Source organism: Jannaschia seohaensis (assembly GCF_900116765.1).
Taxonomy (GTDB): Bacteria; Pseudomonadota; Alphaproteobacteria; order Rhodobacterales; family Rhodobacteraceae; genus Jannaschia; species Jannaschia seohaensis.
Genome location: NZ_UETC01000013.1, coordinates 53,177 through 70,221, shown reverse-complemented (window position 1 = coordinate 70,221; position 17,045 = coordinate 53,177). Strand labels below are relative to the sequence as shown.

The window sequence follows — 17,045 nt, the reverse complement described above, 5'->3', positions numbered from 1 at the left end:
ATGGATTTCTATTTTGGACTGGCCCAGATCTTCGGCGTCCACACGCTGCTCGGGCTTTCTGCCTACGTCGTTCTGCTGACCGGACAGGTCAGCATGGCGCAGGCCGGTTTCTACGCCATCGGCGCCTACACGGCCGGCGCCATGACCGCGATGTTCGGGCTGCACATCCTGCCCGCCATCGTGATCGCGGGCCTCGTCAGCGCCGCCATCGCCTGCATCGTCGGCTTTCCGGCGCTGCGCGTGAAGGGGCTGATGCTCGTAGTCGCGACGCTTGCCTTCGGCGAGATGGTGCGGCTCTTCTTCTTCAACCTGTCCTGGCAGGTGGAGCGGGGCGGCGAGCTCTTCGGCCCGGACGGGGCGGAGGGCTTCCGCTCGATCCGCTACTTCCCGGAAAACGGCTGGGAAGTGTGGCACGTGACCGTGTTCATCTGGATCGTCGTTGCCGTGGTCATGGCCGCGCTCTGGTGGATGGACCGGACCCGTGCGGGCGCCGTGCTGCGCGCAGTCGGCCATGACGAGGTGGCCGCGCAATCCATCGGTCTCAACCTGACCGCGGTGAAGGTCGGCGCGATGACAGCGGGCGGCTTCATCGCCGGGCTCGGCGGTGGCATCTACGCCCATACCGTGACGCATATCGAGCACGGCGTCTTCGGCGTTCTGTTGGCGACCTTCGCCATCGCCTACCCGATCCTCGGCGGCCTCGGCTCGGTGTTCGGCACGCTGCTTGCGGTGCTGTTCATCCAGGGTTTCCTGATCGAGGGCCTGCGCTTCATGGGCGACTGGCGTTCGCTGCTCTTCGGCGCGCTGATCGTGCTGGCGATGAACCTGCGTCCCAACGGCCTTCTGGGCGAACATGCGCCGCGGCTGAAGTCGATCCTCCGGCTCGGCAAACCGGCGCCGGATTCTCTCGAGACGAAGGACGCCAACTGATGCTAACCCTGCAATCCCTCTCCAAGCATTTCGGCGGTGTGCGCGCCGTCGACGACATCAGCCTGACCATCAAGGAAGGCGAGATCTTCGGTCTCATCGGCCCTAACGGGTCCGGCAAGTCGACGACGATCAACCTGATCACCGGGCTCTATGCACCGACCACCGGCACGGTCACGCTCGACGGCTATGATCTCACGGCCATGGCCCAGCACGAGCGCACCGCGATGGGCGTGGCGCGGACCTTCCAAAACATCCGGCTCTTCGGCAACCTGACGGTGGCGCAGAACCTCTGGGTGGCGCAGAACGGCCATGAACAGCGCCGCGCCCATTTCCTGCCGCGCTGGTTCAAGGCCGGCGGCGAGCATGGTCCCGACATCGAGGAGTTGCTGAAGTTCTCGCGGCTTCACTCGAAGCGCGACGTGCAGGCCTCAGCGCTCTCCTTCGGCGAGATGCGCCGTCTGGAGATGGCCCGCGCGCTCGCGTCCAACCCGCGCGTGCTGCTGCTCGACGAACCCGCCGCGGGCGCGAGCCAGGAGGACGGCCAGCTTCTCGCCGAACGCATCCGCGACGTGCGCGACCGCGGCGTCACCGTGCTTCTGATCGAGCACATGATGGAGCTCGTCATGGGCATTTCCGACAGCATCGGGGTGCTGAATTTCGGCCGCAAGATCGCCGAGGGCTCGCCCGCCGAGATCCAGGCCAACCAGGACGTGCGCGCCGCCTATCTTGGCAGCAAGCACAAGGACGAGGACCTGATCCATGCTTGAGATCCGCGACATCAAGACTTCCTATGGCAAGATCGCCGCGCTCAAGGGCGTGTCGCTAGACATCCGCGACGGTGGCTTGACCTGCCTTCTCGGCCCCAACGGTGCCGGCAAGACGACGTTGATCTGGACGATTGCGGGTATCCTGAAAGCGCAATCCGGCTCGATCAAGATGGGCGGCGACGAACTCGCCGGTCTGAAGGCGCACCAGATCGTCGAGAAGGGCGTGGTCACCGTGCCGGAGAACCGGCTGGTCTTTCCGGAGATGACGGTGACCGACAACCTGATCGCCGGTGCGTTCAGCCGCCGCAAGGAAAAGGGCGGCGTGAGCGAGGATCTCGAGGCTGTGCTGGAACGCTTCCCGCGCCTGCGCGAGCGGGCGACCCAGGAAGCCGGAACGCTCTCGGGCGGCGAGCAGCAGATGCTGGCCGTGGGCCGCGCGCTGATGGCGCGGCCGAAGATCCTGCTGATGGACGAGCCGTCGACGGGCCTCGCGCCGATCATCGTCGAGGAGATCTTCGAGATCATCGGCCAGCTGCGCGACGAGGGCCGCACGATCTTCCTCGTCGAGCAGAACGCTAACCTCGCGCTCGACTACGCCGACCACTTCTACCTGCTCGAACAGGGCCAGGTGACCTTCGGCGGCGATCCCGGCGAGGTCGACCACGACGAGCTGATCGCCCGCGCCTATCTCGGTGCGCGGAAGGCGAGCTGACAAGGGGCCGGGCCGGTGATCGACGTCGTTCAGAACACGCTCGACGGTCTCGCCATCGGCTCGGCCTATGGCCTGCTGGCGCTCGGCTTCACGCTGATTTTCGGCGTGATGCGGCGGCTGAACATGGCGTTCGGCTCGTCGATCCTCGTGGGTATCTTCGCCGGCGCGTGGCTGCATGGACAGTGGGCGGCGGGGATGATCCCGATCTTCGCGGCGACGCTGGCGGGGGCGGTGCTGGCCGCCGCCTATGTCGAGCGCCTGTCCTTCGCCTGGATCCGGGGAGACGCGGCGCTGGCGTCCATGGCGTCGAGCTTCGCGCTCTGGATGCAGCTCGAAGATGGCATCGCACGCGCATTCCCGCAGCGCAGCTACGCGTTCCCGAGCTTCGATATCCTGCCGCTTCTTGAGCTTGGCCCGCTGCTCTTGCGGCCGGAATTCATTGCCATGTTCCTGACCGCGGCCGTTCTCGTCGTCGCGCTTCATCTGATGCTGACCCGGACCGTCTTCGGCTTGCAGGTGCGCACCCTCTCCGAGAGCCGAGAGGCGGCGCGCGTGTCGGGCGTCAACGTCGGGCGGGTCGCGTTCCTGACCTTTTGCATCGCAGCCGCGATAGGTGGTGTCGCGGGCTTCCTGATCGCAGCGACCGACGGTCAGATAAGCACCAAGCTGGGCCTCTGGATCACGATGAAGGGGCTGATCGCGATGGTGATCAGCGGGCTCGGCAGCCTGCGCGGCGCGCTGATCGGCGGGCTCGTGCTCGGCCTCGTCGAGGCGCAGGCGCAGTGGTATCTCGGCGCGTCGGGGCGTGAGATCACCGTCTTCGCCCTGCTGTTCGTCGCCCTGATCCTGTTGCCCCAGGGACTGGCGGGGCGTGCCGACGCCGCCGCGCGGAACGAGGCGCTCAGGAGGCTCTGATGGACGGTTTCACGATCTCGGTTCTGACCAACATCGCGCTTTTCTCCTTCCTCGCGATTTCCGCCTGGATCCTTCTGATCGCGGGCGAGATCAGCTTCGGCCAGCAGGCCTATTTCGCGATTGGCGCCTACGCGGCGGGCATCGCCACGGCGGTCTGGCAATGGCCGTTCGTTGCGGGCATCGCCTTCGGCACCGGCTTCGGTGCGGCGGTCGGGGCGCTGGTCGCGTGGCCGACGATCCGCCTGTCGGGTCTGCACTTCGCCATCGCCACGCTCGCCTTCGCCGAACTGGTGCGCGCCTCGCTGAACGTCTTTTCCTACCAGCGAGACATCGACGGATACGCCACCGGCCCGGACGGGGCCAACGGGTTCCGCGACATCCGCTGGGTCTACGAGGCGGGCATCGAGCCCGGCGCCTACCTGGTGATCGTGGCGGGCTGCCTCGCGGCGGTGATCGCGCTTGTCGCCCTCATGGCGCGCGGCCGGGGCATGGCACGGCTCAGGATCGTGGGCGAGGACCCGATCCTCGCGGCGATGCAGGGGCTCTCGGTCGCGCGCACGAAGATCGCCGCGGCGGGGCTCGCGGGCGGTGTCGCGGGCATGGGCGGCGCGCTCTACGCCCATCTCGCCACCTATATCGAACCTGCGCAGTTCTCGGTGATGACGGGCGTGCACGCATTGGCCTATGGCCTGATCGGCGGGCTGGGAACGGTGCTGGGGCCGATCCTCGGCGTGCTGATCGATATCGGCCTGCTGGAGTCGCTGCGCGTGTTCTCCGGCTACCGGATGATCGTCTTCGGCGGGCTGGTGGCCCTCGTGCTGATCCTGCGCCCGCGCGGGCTGCTCGACGAACGAAACGTGCATCGGATTTCGGCATGGCTGCGGCGCTAGAGATCACCGGGCTGACCCGCCGTTTCGGCGGGCTGACGGCGCTCGACGGAATCGACCTCACGGTCGAGCCGGGCGAGAGCCTGGGCCTGATCGGTCCCAACGGGTCGGGCAAGACGAGCGTGTTCAACCTGCTCACGGGGCACCTTGCAGCCGACGCCGGCAGCATCCGCCTGTCGGGCCGGGAGATCGCCGGGTTGCCGAGCGCGCGGATCGTCCGGCTTGGCGTCGCGCGCACCTTCCAGAACCTGCGCGTGCTGAAGCGTCTGACGGTCTACGAGAACCTGCGCGCGGCCCGGCACGCCGCGGCACCGGCGCTGGAGTCGCTCTGGCAGTCGCGGGCGGCCCGCCGCGCGGAGCGCGACGCGGTGATGGCGTTGCTGGCGCTGTTCGGTCTCGAGGATCGGGCGCACGATACATCGGACAGCCTGACCCTGATGGAGTTGCGCGAACTCGAGATCGCCCGGGTGATGGCCGCCGACCCCGCGCTCGTTCTGCTCGACGAACCGGCCGCGGGCATGACCGCCGCGGAAACCGACCGGATCGGAGAGACCATCGCGACGCATCTTCTGCCGGGGCGGAGCGCCATCGTCATCGAGCACAAGATCCGCTTCCTGACCGCGCTCTGTCCGCGTCTCGCGGTGCTGAACGCGGGCCGGAAGATCGCGGATGGACCCTCCTCGGCGGTGCTCGACGACGCCGCCGTGCGCGACAGCTATTTCGGGAGCGGCTCATGCTGAAGGTCACGGATCTCGCGGTGCGCTACGGCCGCATTCACGCCGTGCAGTCGGTATCGGCGCGGCTCGAGGGTGGCGAAGTGCTGTTGCTTGCAGGTCTCAACGGCGCCGGGAAGTCCAGTTTCGTGCGCGCGGTCGCCGGTCTCGTTCCCATCGCATCGGGCAAGGTCGAACTGGGCGGACGCGACATCACCGGCCTGCCGCTGCATCGGCTGGACGGGGTGGCGCTCCTGCCCGAAGGCCGTGTGCTCGCGCCGTCGCTGACCGTTGGCGAAACGCTGAAGCTCGGCGGCGGCGCCGCTGGCCGGGCCGTTCTTCGCGGGCGGAAGGACGAGGTGCTCGAGCGGTTGCCGGAGCTTGCCGGACGGCTCGGCCAGCGGGCCGGCACGCTCAGCGGGGGCGAGGCGACGATGCTGGCGCTGGGCCGCGCGCTCATGGCCGGTCCGCGCCTTCTGTTGCTCGACGAACCCACGCTCGGCCTCTCGCCGGCCGCGACCGAGCGCGTCTTCGAGATCCTCGCCCGGCTGCGGCGGGAGGGTCTGGGCATGGTGCTCGTCGAACAGAACCTGCGCCGCGCCCACGCGCTGGCCGACCGGGTTCTGGTGCTCCGCCGCGGCCGCGCGCTGCACCGGGGACCGGCCGGCGAGACCGGCGACGCCCAGGCGCTCGAAGACCTCGTGTTCACAGACCAGGAAGAAGGAGCCCTGTGATGACAAAAGCCTTTGCGATCCCGGCGCTTGCCGTCGCTCTGGCGGCGCCCGCCGTCGCCGCGGAACGCTACGAGGCGGCCCTCGACTGCGTGCCCGCCGAGGTGGCGCTCGATTACACCTGCATCGTTCAGCTGAGCCGCGGCGGTGTGCCGGTCGCGGATGCCGCCTTCACGGTGAAACCGGACATGCCCTCGATGCCCCTGGCGCACAACATCGCACCGGTCCCGGCTGCCGCGGCGGAGACGCCCGGCGAATACGCGGTGCCGCTGACGCTCGACATGCATGGCAGATGGGTGCTCCGGCTCGATATCAGTGCGCCGGCGCGCGACGTGGTGGTGATCGATCACGCGTTCGAGCCGGAGTGAGCCGCTTCACCCGGCGAGGCTGTCGGACGGTTCGAGCGCCTGCCAGATGCCCCGGGCGACAAGATCCCGGATCACCTCGTGACAAAGCCGCTCGACCTCCTGGCTGGCGCGGCTGACCGGTTTCGACGGGTTGCGCATGAGATAGACCGGCCGGATCAGCCGGGGCTCGACGATGGGCGCCATGATCAATTCGCCGCGCTCGACGAAATCGATCGCCGCGGCCGGCGCGAGGATCGTATAGCTGCTGCCGCGAGCGACGAGGGTCTTGATCTGTCCGAGTCCGTCCATCTCGGTCGCGATGTTCAGCGCCACGCCATGCGACTTGAGAAACCGGTCGATCATGATGCGCAGCCCGTGATGCGGCGAGGGCAGCACCAGTTCGGCCTCGGCCAGTTCGGCCAGCGTCACCGCCGAGCCTGCGCGGCTCTCGAAGGGCCAGGCATCGGGGGCCGAAAAGAAGTGCAGCTCCTCGGTCATCAGCTGTTCGTGGCTCAGATGCCGCACCGAGCTGAGATCGTAGAGCATGCCGAGATCGATCGACTGGTCTTCGAGCCAGGTCTTGATGAAGCCGCTCATTGCGTCGATCACGCGCAACCGCACCTTCGGCAGTTCGAGCCGCACGGTCTCGGCCAGCGGAACCGACAGGACCATCGAGATGGAACTGGGCAGGCCGAAGCTCACATCGCCCTGCGGGTCGCTGCCCGACTGCCGGACGGCGGTGGCGGTGCGCTCCAGCGCCTCGATGACCTCGCGCGCATGGCTGAGCAGCACCGCGCCGGATTGGGTCAGCGAGACGCCGCGCGGGCTGCGCTCGAGCAGCTTGACGTCGAGCTCCCGCTCCAGTGCGATGACGTGTTGCGACAGCGACGGCTGCGCGACATTGACCCGCTGGGCTGCGGCCGACAGCGAGCCCTCCTCGGCAATAGCCACGAAATATCTCAGTTGCCTGACGTCCATTCGCGCCTTCCCCCGTTCCATACTACTTTCTTATGGCTCTCCGGGAAAAGCTCAATTTTGGGGTCGAAAGCGGGTCCTTCACGCTCGGCGGGCTCACGGTCTGTAGCAAGGTCAAAACGAAATCCTATGACGGCCCGATCAAACCCGTCTTACCGCCGCCGCAGGCGGACTGTTATCCAGTGGGCCAAGAAGCCGTTCGTTGCGGCGCACCGCGGGAGGAGACCAAATCGATGTCCGACATCATCTTGCACCATTATGATCTTTCGCCGTTTTCCGAGAAAATCCGGCTGGCGCTCGGCTACAAGGGACTGGCCTGGAAATCCGTCAAGGTCGAGGCCGTGCCGCCGCGTCCGCTGCTCGACGCGCTGACCGGCGGCTATCGCCGCGTGCCGGTGCTGCAGGTCGGGGCAGATGTCTACTGCGACACCGAGGTGATCTTCCGCGCGATCGAGCGCATCCGCCCCGAACCGTCGCTCTACCCGGAAGGGGAGGGGGTGTCGAAGGCGCTGTCGCTGTGGTGGGACCGGGCGACGTGGAAGCCGGCCATCGGGGTCCTCGTGGCGCATATCGGTGAGCACCTGCCCGAGGCGTTCCTGAAGGACCGCAAGGATCACTATCTCGGCTACGACATCTCGAAGGACGCGATGGCCCCGATGCTGCCGGCATACGTCCAGCAGATGACGGCGCTGGCCGAGTGGCTCGACTCCATGCTCTGCCGGACCGGTGCCTACCTGACCGGCGATGCGCTCAGCGCGGCCGACCTGACGTGCTACCATTCGCTCTGGCTCCTGCGCGCCAATGCCGGCGCCGAGGCGATCGACGCGCAGCTCGGGCTGAGCCCGGCGGTCATCGCGTGGATGGATCGCATCGCGGCCATCGGCCATGGAACCGTCTCCGACATGAGCCCGGAAGACGCGGTCGCTGCCGCGAAAGCCGCCACGCCCGACCCGGCCTTCGCGGCCGCCGCGGACCCGAGTGGGATCGAACTCGGCACGGCGGTGACCGTCACCCCGGACGATAACGCCCGCGTGCCGGTCTCCGGAACGCTCGTGTCCGCCGATACGCAGGAGGTCGTCGTCGCGGTCGATGCGCCTGAGACGGGCACCGTCCACGTTCATTTCCCAAGGGTCGGCTTCGAGACCCTGCCCGTCGAAACCGCTGCCCAGTCCGCAGCCTGATCCCGAAAGACCCCAGACATGAAAGACGCCGTCATGACCGATCAAGCCACCATCGAGGCCAACCGCCAGCGCGCGAAGGACTATTTCAAGGCCTTCGCCACCAAGGACGCCGACTGGCTCAACGCCAATGTCGCGCCGACATACGTGCGCCGCGACACGACGCTGCCCTTCGAGGTCGTCGGACCGGAAGGCGTGCTGGAACTGGGCGACCTGCTGCTCGGCGCCTTCTCGGAGATCGAGCTGGACATCCAGGACACCGTGGCCGAGGGCGACAAGGTGCTCGTCCGGCTGCAGTTCCGGGGCGTGCATTCCGGCGCCTTCGGCGATTACCAGGCGACCGGCAAGCGCTTCGACGTTCCGGTGCTCGACCTCTTCCGCATGGAAGACGGCAAGATCGCAGAACAGTGGCCGGCCATCGACAATGTCGGTCTGCAAACCCAGATCGGCATGCTGGGCTGAGGCGGAAGCGATGCGTCTGAACGGCAAGAGCGCACTGGTCACCGGCGGCGGCGCGGGCTTCGGGGCGGAAATCGCCCGGGTCTTCGCGCGCGAGGGGGCCCGGGTCACCATCCTGGACCTCAACGGCGACGCGGCGCAGGCGACCGCGTCGGATATCGGAGATGCCGCGCAGGCGGTCGTGGGCGACGTGACCAGCGCCGCCGACATCGCCCGCGCGTTGGAGGCGGCACAAGATTTCGGTGGGCGGCTCGACATCGTGGTCAACAACGCGGGCTGGACCCATCGCAACAAGCCCATGCTGGAGGTCACCGAGGACGAGTTCGACCGAGTCTACGCGATCAACGTCAAGTCGATCTTCCACATGTCGGGCGCCGCGGTGCCCGTGATGCGCGAGCAGGGCGGCGGCGTGATCATCAACGTGGGGTCCACGGCCGGGATCCGGCCGCGTCCGGGGCTGACCTGGTACAACTCGACCAAGGGCGCGGTGAACCTGCTGTCGCGGTCGATGGCCGTCGAGCTTGCGCCCGACGGTATCCGGGTCAACTGCGTCGCGCCTGTGATCGGGGCCACCGGCCTGCTGGAGTCGTTCATGGGCGTGCCGGACACGCCGGAAAACCGGGCGAAATTCATCGCCACGGTGCCGCTGGGCCGTCTGTCCGAACCCGGCGACGTCGCCAGCGCGTGCCTCTATCTCGCCTCGGACGAGGCCGGATTCATCACCGGCGTCGTGCTCGAGGTCGACGGCGGGCGCACGGTCTGAGACCAATCCAATGCGAGTGCCGGTTACATATCTCTTCGTGCCTGCCGACCGGCCGGAGCGCTTTGCAAAGGCGCTCGCTTCCGGTGCGGACCGGGTCATCCTCGATCTCGAGGACGCGGTGCGCCCCGAGGCGAAAGCCGCGGCGCGGGACGCGATCCGCGCCGCGGACCTCGACTGGACGCGGGTGGTGGTCCGGGTGAACCCGGCCAGCAGCGCGCATTGGGAAGAGGATCTGGACACGGTCGCGGCCTGCGGCGCGGCGGCCGTCATGGTGCCCAAGGCCGAACGCGCCGCTGACCTTGCCGAGGCGCGCGAGCGGGCAGGGGACGGGGCCGTGCTCCTGCCGCAGGTCGAGACGGCGCGCGGCCTCGAGGCGGTGGACGAGCTGCTCACCGCGCCGGGTGTGAACCGCCTCGTTTTCGGGCATCTCGACTTCGCGCTCGATCTCGGGGCGGCCACGGATTGGGAAGCGCTTCTGCTCGCGCGGCAGCTGCTGGTATGGCGGTCCCGCCTCGCGGGTCGCGACGCGCCGGTCGACAGCGTCACGCCCGAGCTCGACGAGGACGCGGTCCGCAGCGACGCGAAACGGGCCGCTCGGCTGGGGTTTGGCGGCAAGCTGCTGATCCACCCCCGGCAAGTCGCGCCGACGGCTGCCGTCTTCTCGCCAGGCGAGGACGACGTGCTCTGGGCGCGGCGCGTCATTGCGGCGGTCGATGGCGGCAGCCGCGGCGCTGTCGCGCTCGACGGTCGCATGATCGACAAACCGGTCGAGGACGCCGCCCGGCGGATACTCGCGCGGGCGAACACGGAATAGGAGAACGGCATGTTGGATCTTCCGGTGACAGTCGAGGGATATGGCGCGATCCGCGCTCATGCGGCGCCTCGTGACAAGGGCGCCCGCCGCACCAAGCTGCTCGCGGATCTCGATGCGGCCATCTCGGCCTGCGAGTTGACCGACGGTGCCACGATCTCCTTCCATCATCACCTGCGCAACGGCGACGGCGTGCTGAACATGGTGATGGACGCGCTTTCCCGGCGCGGGTTGAAAGACCTGCACGTGGCGGCGACCTCGATCTTCCCGGTGCACGCCCCGCTCATGGACCATATTCGTTCGGGCACCGTCGGTCGGATCTCGGCGAGCTTCATCTCCGGTCCCGTCGGCGAGGCGATCAGCCGTGGCGCGCTGTCGGACGCGGTCGTCCTGCGCACGCATGGCGGGCGGGCCCGCGCGCTCGACCACGGCCAGCTCAAGGTCGATGCGGCCTTCGTCGCCGCGCCTGCCGCGGACGATCTGGGCAATGTCTCCGGCCGCGCGGGCAAGACCGCCTGCGGCACGCTCGGCTACCCGCTGACCGATGTCGAGGTCGCGCGCCACGTGGTCGCCGTCACCGACTGCCTCCTGCCCTATCCGGTTCAGCCGACCGACATCCCGCAGGGCAAGGTCGACCATGTCGTCGTCGTCGACCGGATCGGCGATCCGGGCGGCATTGCATCGGGCACGACGAAACCCGCCGCCGACCCGTCGAGCCTTGCCATCGGCGAACGGGCCGCCGCGGTCATCGCGGCCAGCGGCTATCTCAGCGAAGGCTTCTCGTTCCAGACCGGTGCGGGCGGCATCTCGCTCGCTACAGCAGCCGTCGTGGGTCGCATCATGGCGGAGCGGGGGATCGTGGGCAGTTTCTGTTCCGGCGGCATCACCGGTTTTCACGTCAAGATGCTGAACGACGGGCTGTTCCGCACGCTCATGGACGTGCAGTGCTTCGACCTCGACGCGGTGCGCTCCTATCAAAGCGATCCGCGCCACCAGTCCATGTCGGCTGCGACCTATGCAGCGCCACATCTTGGCGGGGCCGTCGTCGACCGCGTCGACGCCGTTGTTCTCGGGGCGACCGAGGTCGATCTCGGCTTCAACGTCAACGTCACGACCAAGGCCGGTGGTTTCATCATCGGCGGCTCGGGCGGTCACGCGGACACCGCGGCAGGATCGCGCCTTGCGATCATAACCACGCGGCTGACTGCGGGCGGCTTTGCCAAGATCGTGCCCGAGGTCGGAACCTTGACGACGCCGGGCGAAACCATCGACGTTGTCGTGACCGATGCTGGAATCGCCGTGAACCCGCGCCGTGGCGATATGGGAGAGCGGCTGCGCGCAGCGGGTCTGCCTGTGAAGGGGATCGAGGAACTCGCCGCCGAGGCCGCCGCCGCCGCCACGCGGCCGACGCCGCCGCGCTCCAAGGGTCGCGTCGTTGCGGTGTCGGAATATCGCGATGGAACGGTGACGGACGTGGTCCGCGCCATAGAGGGGGAGACCGGATGACGGTGATCCGCGAGGAAGACCTGATCGAGAGCATCGCCGACGCGCTGCAATACGTCTCCTACTACCATCCTCCCGATTTCATCCGCGCCATGGCGAGCGCCTGGGAGCACGAGGAAAGCCCCGGTGCGAAGGACGCCATGGCGCAGATCCTCGTGAACTCGCGCATGGCCGCGATGGGGCATCGCCCGATCTGTCAGGACACGGGGACGGCGAATGTCTTCCTGTCGGTCGGTCACGACGCCCGGCTGGCGCTCTCGGGTTCGCTGCAGGAGGCGGTGGACGAGGCCACCCGGCGCGCCTACCGGCTGGATACAAACCCGCTGCGCGCTTCGGTCGTGGTCGACCCGCTGGGCGAGCGGCGCAACTCTGGCGACAATACGCCCGCGATGCTGTCGACCGAGATCGTCGCGGGCGACACCGTCTCGGTGCACGTCTCCGCCAAGGGCGGCGGCTCCGAGAACAAGGCGAAATTCGCGGTGTTGAACCCTTCTGCCTCGATCGCCGACTGGGTGGTCGAGACCGTCGAGACGCTGGGCGCCGGCTGGTGCCCGCCGGGCATTCTCGGGATCGGGGTAGGCGGGTCTTCCGACCGCGCGATGGCGCTGGCCAAGCAGGCGCTCAACGATCCCATCGACATGGCGGAGCTGCGCCGGCGCGGTCCCGCCAACCGGACCGAGGCCCTCAGGCTGGAGATCCACGACCGGGTCAACGCGCTCGGCATCGGGGCGCAGGGCCTCGGCGGTGTGACCACCGTGCTCGACGTCAAGATCCGCTCCTTTCCGACCCATGCCGCGTCTCTGCCCGTCGGTCTGATCCCGAATTGCGCGGCGACGCGCCATGTGCATTTCACGCTGGACGGCAACGGACCTGTTCGCCTCGATCCTCCGGATCTCTCCGACTGGCCCGAGATCCTTCTCGACAAGGCCAGCGCGAATGCGCGACAGATCGATCTCGATACCCTGACGGACGATGTCGTGGCTTCGCTGGTTCCCGGCGAGACGCTCTTGTTGTCGGGCACGCTCTTCACCGGGCGGGACGCCGCGCACAAGCGCATGGTTTCGATGCTGGATGCGGGCGAGGCTCTGCCCGTCGATCTGCGCGGCCGGGCGATCTACTATGTCGGGCCGGTGGATGCCGTCGGCGACGAGGTCATCGGCCCGGCGGGGCCGACCACGTCGACCCGGATGGACAAGTTTACCGACCGGATCCTAGACGCGACCGGCCTCAAGCTGATGATCGGCAAGGCCGAACGCGGGCCCGCCGCCATCGAGGCGATCCGGCGCCACAGGGCCGCCTACCTGATCGCGGTGGGCGGCGCGGCCTATCTCGTGTCCAAGGCGATCCGCGCCGCGCGTCCGGTCGTCTTCACGGATCTCGGCATGGAAGCCATATACGAGCTCAGGGTCGAGCACATGCCCGTCACCGTCGCGGTCGATGTCGACGGCAACTCGATCCATCAAACCGGACCGAGAAAGTGGAGGCGATAACGGGCTTCCCCTCGCCGTGGCATCTCGGAAACCGCCGACTTTGATCGTCCTCCGCGCATGGCGGATGGACGATTGGCACGGCTGTCATCGTCGAGATGGTTCGCCGCCAGATGGCGGTTACGATTGAAACAATGGGGGCGGAGATGCCGCCGAGGGCGCCGCGGATATCGCTCGAGCCATTTCGAGCGCGGCTGGGTGTTATTATGTCTCAACCGTCAGATCCTGCACCCTGACCATCGTGAAATCATCCAGCGGGAACAGCGCGTCGCTCTGATCTGCGTCGGTCATGTGCACGGTGAAGGACCCGTCCACATCCGCCGCGTCGGTCAGATCGAGCCGTGCCTTGAGGAACATCCAGCCGGGGTGCGAGGGGTGCTCCTCGACCCAGACGTCCGACCATTCTCGGCTGTGGGCCCCGATGCGATCGGCGGGCGCGGTGCCGTCCGGCGTGACGTCGACGAAGAGCTCCCACATCGGGTCCGCGAAGACCGTGTTGACCAGGAGCCAGACCTTCGGGACGGGATAGGTCTCGACCTTGCAGCGCATGCGGATGATCTGGGGACCGGGATGCAGCGCTTCCCAGTTCAGCAGATCGACATTGACGCGGCCGGTGCCGGAATTCGTGCGCCATTCGCAGGCGGTGGAGGGCCCGTCGAAGCCCTGCTTCAGGGACCAGAGCGCACAGTTTTCCTTGGTGGTGCCTGAGGTTTATCCGCAATTCAGCGCTCGAAGCGCCTCAGCAGGTTCCTGACAGTGGAGACGTGCCATTGTCCGCCGCGGCGCGTTCGGATGCCGCGAAGGTTGAGTTCGGAGGCGATGGCGCGGAGGGTGGTGTGGCCGGCGGCGCGGACCTCCGTGATGACGGGGGCGAGGTTCTCGGCGAAGACATCCGCATTCTACCGGACGGTCTGTTGAAGCGCGCTGCCGCCCTTGCCGGCCCGCCTGAGGGCGGCTGCCCCGTTGGGGGTGCCGAGCTTCACACCGCGGGCTTTCGCCGCCGCCAGCGCCTCCCTTGTGCGGCGCGAGATGGCCTCGCGCTCGGCCTGGGCCACCAGGGCCATGATGTCGACGGTGAGGTCATTGGCCTCGGGGATGTCGCAGGCGAGAAAAGACACGCCGCTCGCCTGCAGGGTGAGCAGGAAGGCGGCGTTGCGGGAGAGGCGGTCGAGCTTGGCGATGACCAGCGTCGCGCCGGTGAGGCGGGCGAGGGTGAGCGCCTTGTCGAGTTCGGGGCGGTCGTTCTTCCCGCCGCTTTCGACCTCGGTGAAGCGGGCGAGGACCGTGGCAGCGCGTGCGTCGGCGAAGGCATCGATCGCGGCCCGCTGCGCCTCCAGGCCCAGCCCGGAGCGGCCCTGCCGGGCGGTGGAGACGCGCTCGTAGGCCACGAGGCGGAGCGGTGGGGCAGGGGGGATGACCATGTACAGACCTGCGCAACGTTCGTTGCGCAGGTCTGTACATCGACCGAGGCCTCATCTCGTAGTCGACTCAGGACGACGGTCCAAAGGCGGGCGCACGATGATCCGGAGCCGCTTCGCCAACAAAACCGACGGTAGCTCACAAACCCATCATGCACTAAGACTAAAACCGCATCACTACATTGGGGCAAGCCAATCGAGAAGTTGTCCGTAAGAAATTTTGGAAGCGGGCTTCAGATCAGGCAATACTAGGAAAAACAATTGTGGCGACATAACTCCAAAGCATACGGCATGACGCAATGAAGAATAACTCAAGGCCGAGCATCGTGGCCCACTGCGACTGGAGCAAGGATCCGAAAAAGCGCAGCATGGCAGTGGCAAGACGATCGGACGGCAAGTGGGAAATCGCTCTGCCCGAGGCAGTAGGCAGAACGGATAGACTTTTCGATACCCTCAAGAACCGCGCCCTTCATGACGGCGCATTGCTTCTGGGGTTTGACTTCCCGATTGGTGTTCCAGCGTTCTACGGCGAGGCAACGGGGCTCGGAGACTTTCGGACAGCACTTAGATCCTTTGGGACTGGCCGCTGGTCGGATTGGTACTCTGTCTGTGAAGACGCCGCCGAAATATCGGTCGCTCGGCCATTCTATCCGATGCGCCCTGGCGGCCGAAAACGACACCATTTGCTGACCGGACTGGGAGCCCCTACACCAGATGCGCTCTTGCGTCGGTGTGAACACGGTACAGCCACGCGTCCAGCTGCTTGCATGTTGTTCTGGACCTTAGGTGGAAACCAGGTCGGAAAAGGCGCGATCACCGGATGGCAAGAGGTGATCGCCCCGAACATCGATGGCATTGGCCTCTGGCCGTTTGACGGTGAACTTGATCGGCTTCTCGCGACGAACGACATCGTTGTGGCTGAAACCTATCCCGGAGACGTGTACGGCCAGATCGGCATCCCAAGGAGGCCGCCTTGGAGCAAGCGCAGACGGGAAGGTCGCGCATCTGTCGCCGGATCGCTGACCGACTGGCTCAAGGCGAGAGACGTCGATTTCGAGCCCGGGCTCGGCAGTCTCATTGAGGATGGGTTTGGCCCCGGGCCTACTGGTGAGGATCCATTCGATGCACTCGTTGGCCTTCTTGGCATGCTGGATGTCGTTGAGGGGCGGTTGGAGCCGGGCAACCCGAGAGATCCAGCAATCGAAAGATGGGAAGGTTGGATCCTCGGACAGCAGGCTGAATAGTGCTGCTTTGACACCTGCTTTGGCGCGCTTAGTCTCCAGTCGGCGTAGGTAACACTGCACAGTCGTGCACGGCGTTCGTCGCAACAGGTGACGCCTTGGCTTCTCGTTGAACCCGTCAGGTAAAGAATTTGCTCGCAACATCTCTATTCGAGCGCGCGCTCCCAGTGTGGGCGTGCGCAACAAGTCGGGACCGAGACGACGGCGTCAGCCCTAATTCGGGCATGAGCTTGGTCATGATTTCGATCTGCTTGTTGGAGATCGAAAGCCACGGTGATTGCTGCACGTAGCCGGCCGGCGTCTTAAGCAACAGCGGAGTTTCCCGAAGTTTGGTTTCGGCCTCGACCCACCGGCCATAGGCCTGACAATAGGCGGACATGGCGGCACGATCCACTTCGGTCAGGACGCCCATATCGTTCAGGATCTGTGCGAGGCGATCCCATTCCTTCTTCCCCTCGTCGGATAGATGGTCGGGACACTCTGGAAGCATCGACGGCGGTACGGGCTCGAGCTCGTTTAGGGGCCTCCTCCCGGGGTTGCCCTCAACAATCTTCAGGGCCGTCGGTTTTGGCTTTCAACCTCGCATCGCTTCACTCCTAAACCGTCATTTCCGCCATTCAGTTCCATAAAGGTGAATTCAGAAGTCTGCACCTATCGCGCCGACAAGCCGTACGTCCACCTCCACTGCGACTGACACCCCCATCCTGAATATCGCGACCGAGAAAAAACAACTCCCACCGCCGGTCCCGAATGAAAAGGTCCCAAAGATTCACCCCCCACCCCCCTCCTCCAGTCGCGCGGCCTCGATCCCCGAGAATGTCCGCCCATCGTCTTCGAGAAGCGCCTCCTCGCCGGTGAATCCCTGCCAACGCCGGATGGCAACATCGACGTAGCGAGCATCGAGTTCCATCGCGAGACACACACGGCCAAGCCCAACGACCGGCTGGTGGCGGCATTCCGTGGCACAATCGAGGACTACATGGCGCGCGAGGTGCTGCCGCATGTGCCGGATGCCTGGGTGGATTTCGACAAGACCAAGGTCGGTTACGAGATCCCGATCAACCGGCATTTCTATGTCTACAAGCCGCCACGCCCGCTGGACGAGATCGAGGCCGACATTACCGGGCTGGAGGGCGAAATCGCCGGGCTGCTTGAAGGGCTCGTGAAATGACGACCGTGCCCCAAAAGGTTCAGCAGGCCTACGGGTC

General features: G+C 66.6%; 21 protein-coding genes and 1 pseudogene. 16 read left to right on the top strand and 6 right to left on the bottom strand.

What is annotated here, in order from left to right:
* From DTQ71_RS18995 to DTQ71_RS18960, 8 genes are read left to right on the top strand one after another with little or no spacing between them, the layout of a single operon-like run.
* On the top strand, positions 1 to 930 hold the full coding sequence (locus DTQ71_RS18995; RefSeq protein ID WP_109565884.1) for a branched-chain amino acid ABC transporter permease: 930 nt from the start codon (positions 1 to 3) through the stop codon (positions 928 to 930).
* Positions 930 to 1,697, top strand: a complete 768-nt coding sequence (locus DTQ71_RS18990) for an ABC transporter ATP-binding protein (RefSeq protein WP_109565932.1) — start codon at positions 930 to 932, stop codon at positions 1,695 to 1,697. The genes DTQ71_RS18995 and DTQ71_RS18990 overlap by 1 nt, the downstream gene beginning before the upstream one ends.
* Positions 1,690 to 2,409, top strand: a complete 720-nt coding sequence (locus tag DTQ71_RS18985; RefSeq protein WP_109565883.1) for an ABC transporter ATP-binding protein — start codon at positions 1,690 to 1,692, stop codon at positions 2,407 to 2,409. Before DTQ71_RS18990 ends, DTQ71_RS18985 begins: the two co-directional genes overlap by 8 nt.
* 15 nt (positions 2,410 to 2,424) lie before the next feature.
* The gene (locus DTQ71_RS18980; RefSeq protein WP_109565882.1) at positions 2,425 to 3,324 is read left to right on the top strand and encodes a branched-chain amino acid ABC transporter permease; all 900 of its coding nucleotides are present in this window, start codon (positions 2,425 to 2,427) and stop codon (positions 3,322 to 3,324) included.
* Complete coding sequence (locus DTQ71_RS18975) at positions 3,324 to 4,214, top strand: branched-chain amino acid ABC transporter permease (protein ID WP_109565881.1); 891 nt, start codon at positions 3,324 to 3,326, stop codon at positions 4,212 to 4,214. The genes DTQ71_RS18980 and DTQ71_RS18975 overlap by 1 nt, the downstream gene beginning before the upstream one ends.
* Complete coding sequence (locus DTQ71_RS18970) at positions 4,199 to 4,951, top strand: ABC transporter ATP-binding protein (RefSeq protein ID WP_109565880.1); 753 nt, start codon at positions 4,199 to 4,201, stop codon at positions 4,949 to 4,951. Before DTQ71_RS18975 ends, DTQ71_RS18970 begins: the two co-directional genes overlap by 16 nt.
* Complete coding sequence (locus tag DTQ71_RS18965; RefSeq protein WP_109565879.1) at positions 4,945 to 5,658, top strand: ABC transporter ATP-binding protein; 714 nt, start codon at positions 4,945 to 4,947, stop codon at positions 5,656 to 5,658. The genes DTQ71_RS18970 and DTQ71_RS18965 overlap by 7 nt, the downstream gene beginning before the upstream one ends.
* Positions 5,658 to 6,023, top strand: coding sequence for a FixH family protein (locus tag DTQ71_RS18960; RefSeq protein WP_109565878.1), 366 nt, complete (start codon positions 5,658 to 5,660; stop codon positions 6,021 to 6,023). Before DTQ71_RS18965 ends, DTQ71_RS18960 begins: the two co-directional genes overlap by 1 nt.
* Positions 6,024 to 6,029: 6 nt before the next feature.
* Here DTQ71_RS18960 and DTQ71_RS18955 read toward each other — a convergent pair whose 3' ends face one another.
* Complete coding sequence (locus DTQ71_RS18955; RefSeq protein WP_109565877.1) at positions 6,030 to 6,980, bottom strand: LysR family transcriptional regulator; 951 nt, start codon at positions 6,978 to 6,980, stop codon at positions 6,030 to 6,032.
* Between the two features lie 230 nt (positions 6,981 to 7,210).
* On the opposite strand from DTQ71_RS18955, the gene DTQ71_RS18950 reads away from it, so the two are divergent.
* Genes DTQ71_RS18950 through DTQ71_RS18925 form a run of 6 tightly spaced genes read left to right on the top strand, consistent with a single transcriptional unit; the run spans position 7,211 to position 13,181 of the window.
* Entirely contained in the window at positions 7,211 to 8,158 is a 948-nt protein-coding gene (locus DTQ71_RS18950) for a glutathione S-transferase family protein (RefSeq protein WP_109565876.1), read from the top strand.
* 18 nt (positions 8,159 to 8,176) lie between these two features.
* Entirely contained in the window at positions 8,177 to 8,617 is a 441-nt protein-coding gene (locus tag DTQ71_RS18945; RefSeq protein WP_211317161.1) for an ester cyclase, read from the top strand.
* Positions 8,618 to 8,627: 10 nt separating this feature from the next.
* On the top strand, positions 8,628 to 9,377 hold the full coding sequence (locus DTQ71_RS18940) for an SDR family oxidoreductase (RefSeq protein WP_109565875.1): 750 nt from the start codon (positions 8,628 to 8,630) through the stop codon (positions 9,375 to 9,377).
* Positions 9,378 to 9,387: 10 nt separating this feature from the next.
* Positions 9,388 to 10,191, top strand: coding sequence for an HpcH/HpaI aldolase/citrate lyase family protein (locus DTQ71_RS18935; RefSeq protein WP_109565874.1), 804 nt, complete (start codon positions 9,388 to 9,390; stop codon positions 10,189 to 10,191).
* Positions 10,192 to 10,200: 9 nt separating this feature from the next.
* Positions 10,201 to 11,694 (top strand): citrate lyase subunit alpha, encoded by a 1,494-nt coding sequence (gene citF / locus DTQ71_RS18930; protein ID WP_109565873.1) that lies wholly within the window; start codon positions 10,201 to 10,203, stop codon positions 11,692 to 11,694.
* Positions 11,691 to 13,181, top strand: a complete 1,491-nt coding sequence (locus DTQ71_RS18925) for a fumarate hydratase (protein ID WP_109565872.1) — start codon at positions 11,691 to 11,693, stop codon at positions 13,179 to 13,181. Before citF ends, DTQ71_RS18925 begins: the two co-directional genes overlap by 4 nt.
* A gap of 201 nt (positions 13,182 to 13,382) precedes the next feature.
* Here the strand turns inward: DTQ71_RS18925 and DTQ71_RS18920 are convergent, their stop codons facing one another.
* The 3 genes and pseudogenes from DTQ71_RS18920 to DTQ71_RS18915 all read right to left on the bottom strand — a co-directional run bounded on the left by DTQ71_RS18920 (position 13,383) and on the right by DTQ71_RS18915 (position 14,599).
* Positions 13,383 to 13,727 (bottom strand): hypothetical protein, encoded by a 345-nt coding sequence (locus DTQ71_RS18920; protein ID WP_109565871.1) that lies wholly within the window; start codon positions 13,725 to 13,727, stop codon positions 13,383 to 13,385.
* Positions 13,728 to 13,900: 173 nt separating this feature from the next.
* Positions 13,901 to 14,056, bottom strand: a pseudogene (locus DTQ71_RS24685) (recombinase family protein); the annotation flags it as partial.
* 21 nt (positions 14,057 to 14,077) lie between these two features.
* On the bottom strand, positions 14,078 to 14,599 hold the full coding sequence (locus DTQ71_RS18915) for a recombinase family protein (RefSeq protein ID WP_245947654.1): 522 nt from the start codon (positions 14,597 to 14,599) through the stop codon (positions 14,078 to 14,080).
* Between the two features lie 323 nt (positions 14,600 to 14,922).
* Here DTQ71_RS18915 and DTQ71_RS18910 point away from each other — a divergent pair, with 323 nt between their 5' ends.
* Positions 14,923 to 15,840, top strand: coding sequence for a DUF429 domain-containing protein (locus DTQ71_RS18910; RefSeq protein WP_245947653.1), 918 nt, complete (start codon positions 14,923 to 14,925; stop codon positions 15,838 to 15,840).
* Between the two features lie 115 nt (positions 15,841 to 15,955).
* Here DTQ71_RS18910 and DTQ71_RS18905 read toward each other — a convergent pair whose 3' ends face one another.
* Together DTQ71_RS18905 and DTQ71_RS23640 are read right to left on the bottom strand one after the other, a co-directional pair.
* Positions 15,956 to 16,327: a phage terminase small subunit P27 family gene (locus tag DTQ71_RS18905; protein WP_211317160.1), complete on the bottom strand. Its 372-nt coding sequence runs from the start codon at positions 16,325 to 16,327 to the stop codon at positions 15,956 to 15,958.
* Positions 16,328 to 16,606: 279 nt separating this feature from the next.
* The gene (locus tag DTQ71_RS23640; RefSeq protein ID WP_170125498.1) at positions 16,607 to 16,747 is read right to left on the bottom strand and encodes a hypothetical protein; all 141 of its coding nucleotides are present in this window, start codon (positions 16,745 to 16,747) and stop codon (positions 16,607 to 16,609) included.
* Between the two features lie 36 nt (positions 16,748 to 16,783).
* Here DTQ71_RS23640 and DTQ71_RS18900 point away from each other — a divergent pair, with 36 nt between their 5' ends.
* A complete protein-coding gene (locus DTQ71_RS18900; protein ID WP_211317159.1) occupies positions 16,784 to 17,008 on the top strand; it encodes a hypothetical protein in 225 nt (74 codons plus the stop codon).
* Positions 17,009 to 17,045: the final 37 nt, after the last annotated feature.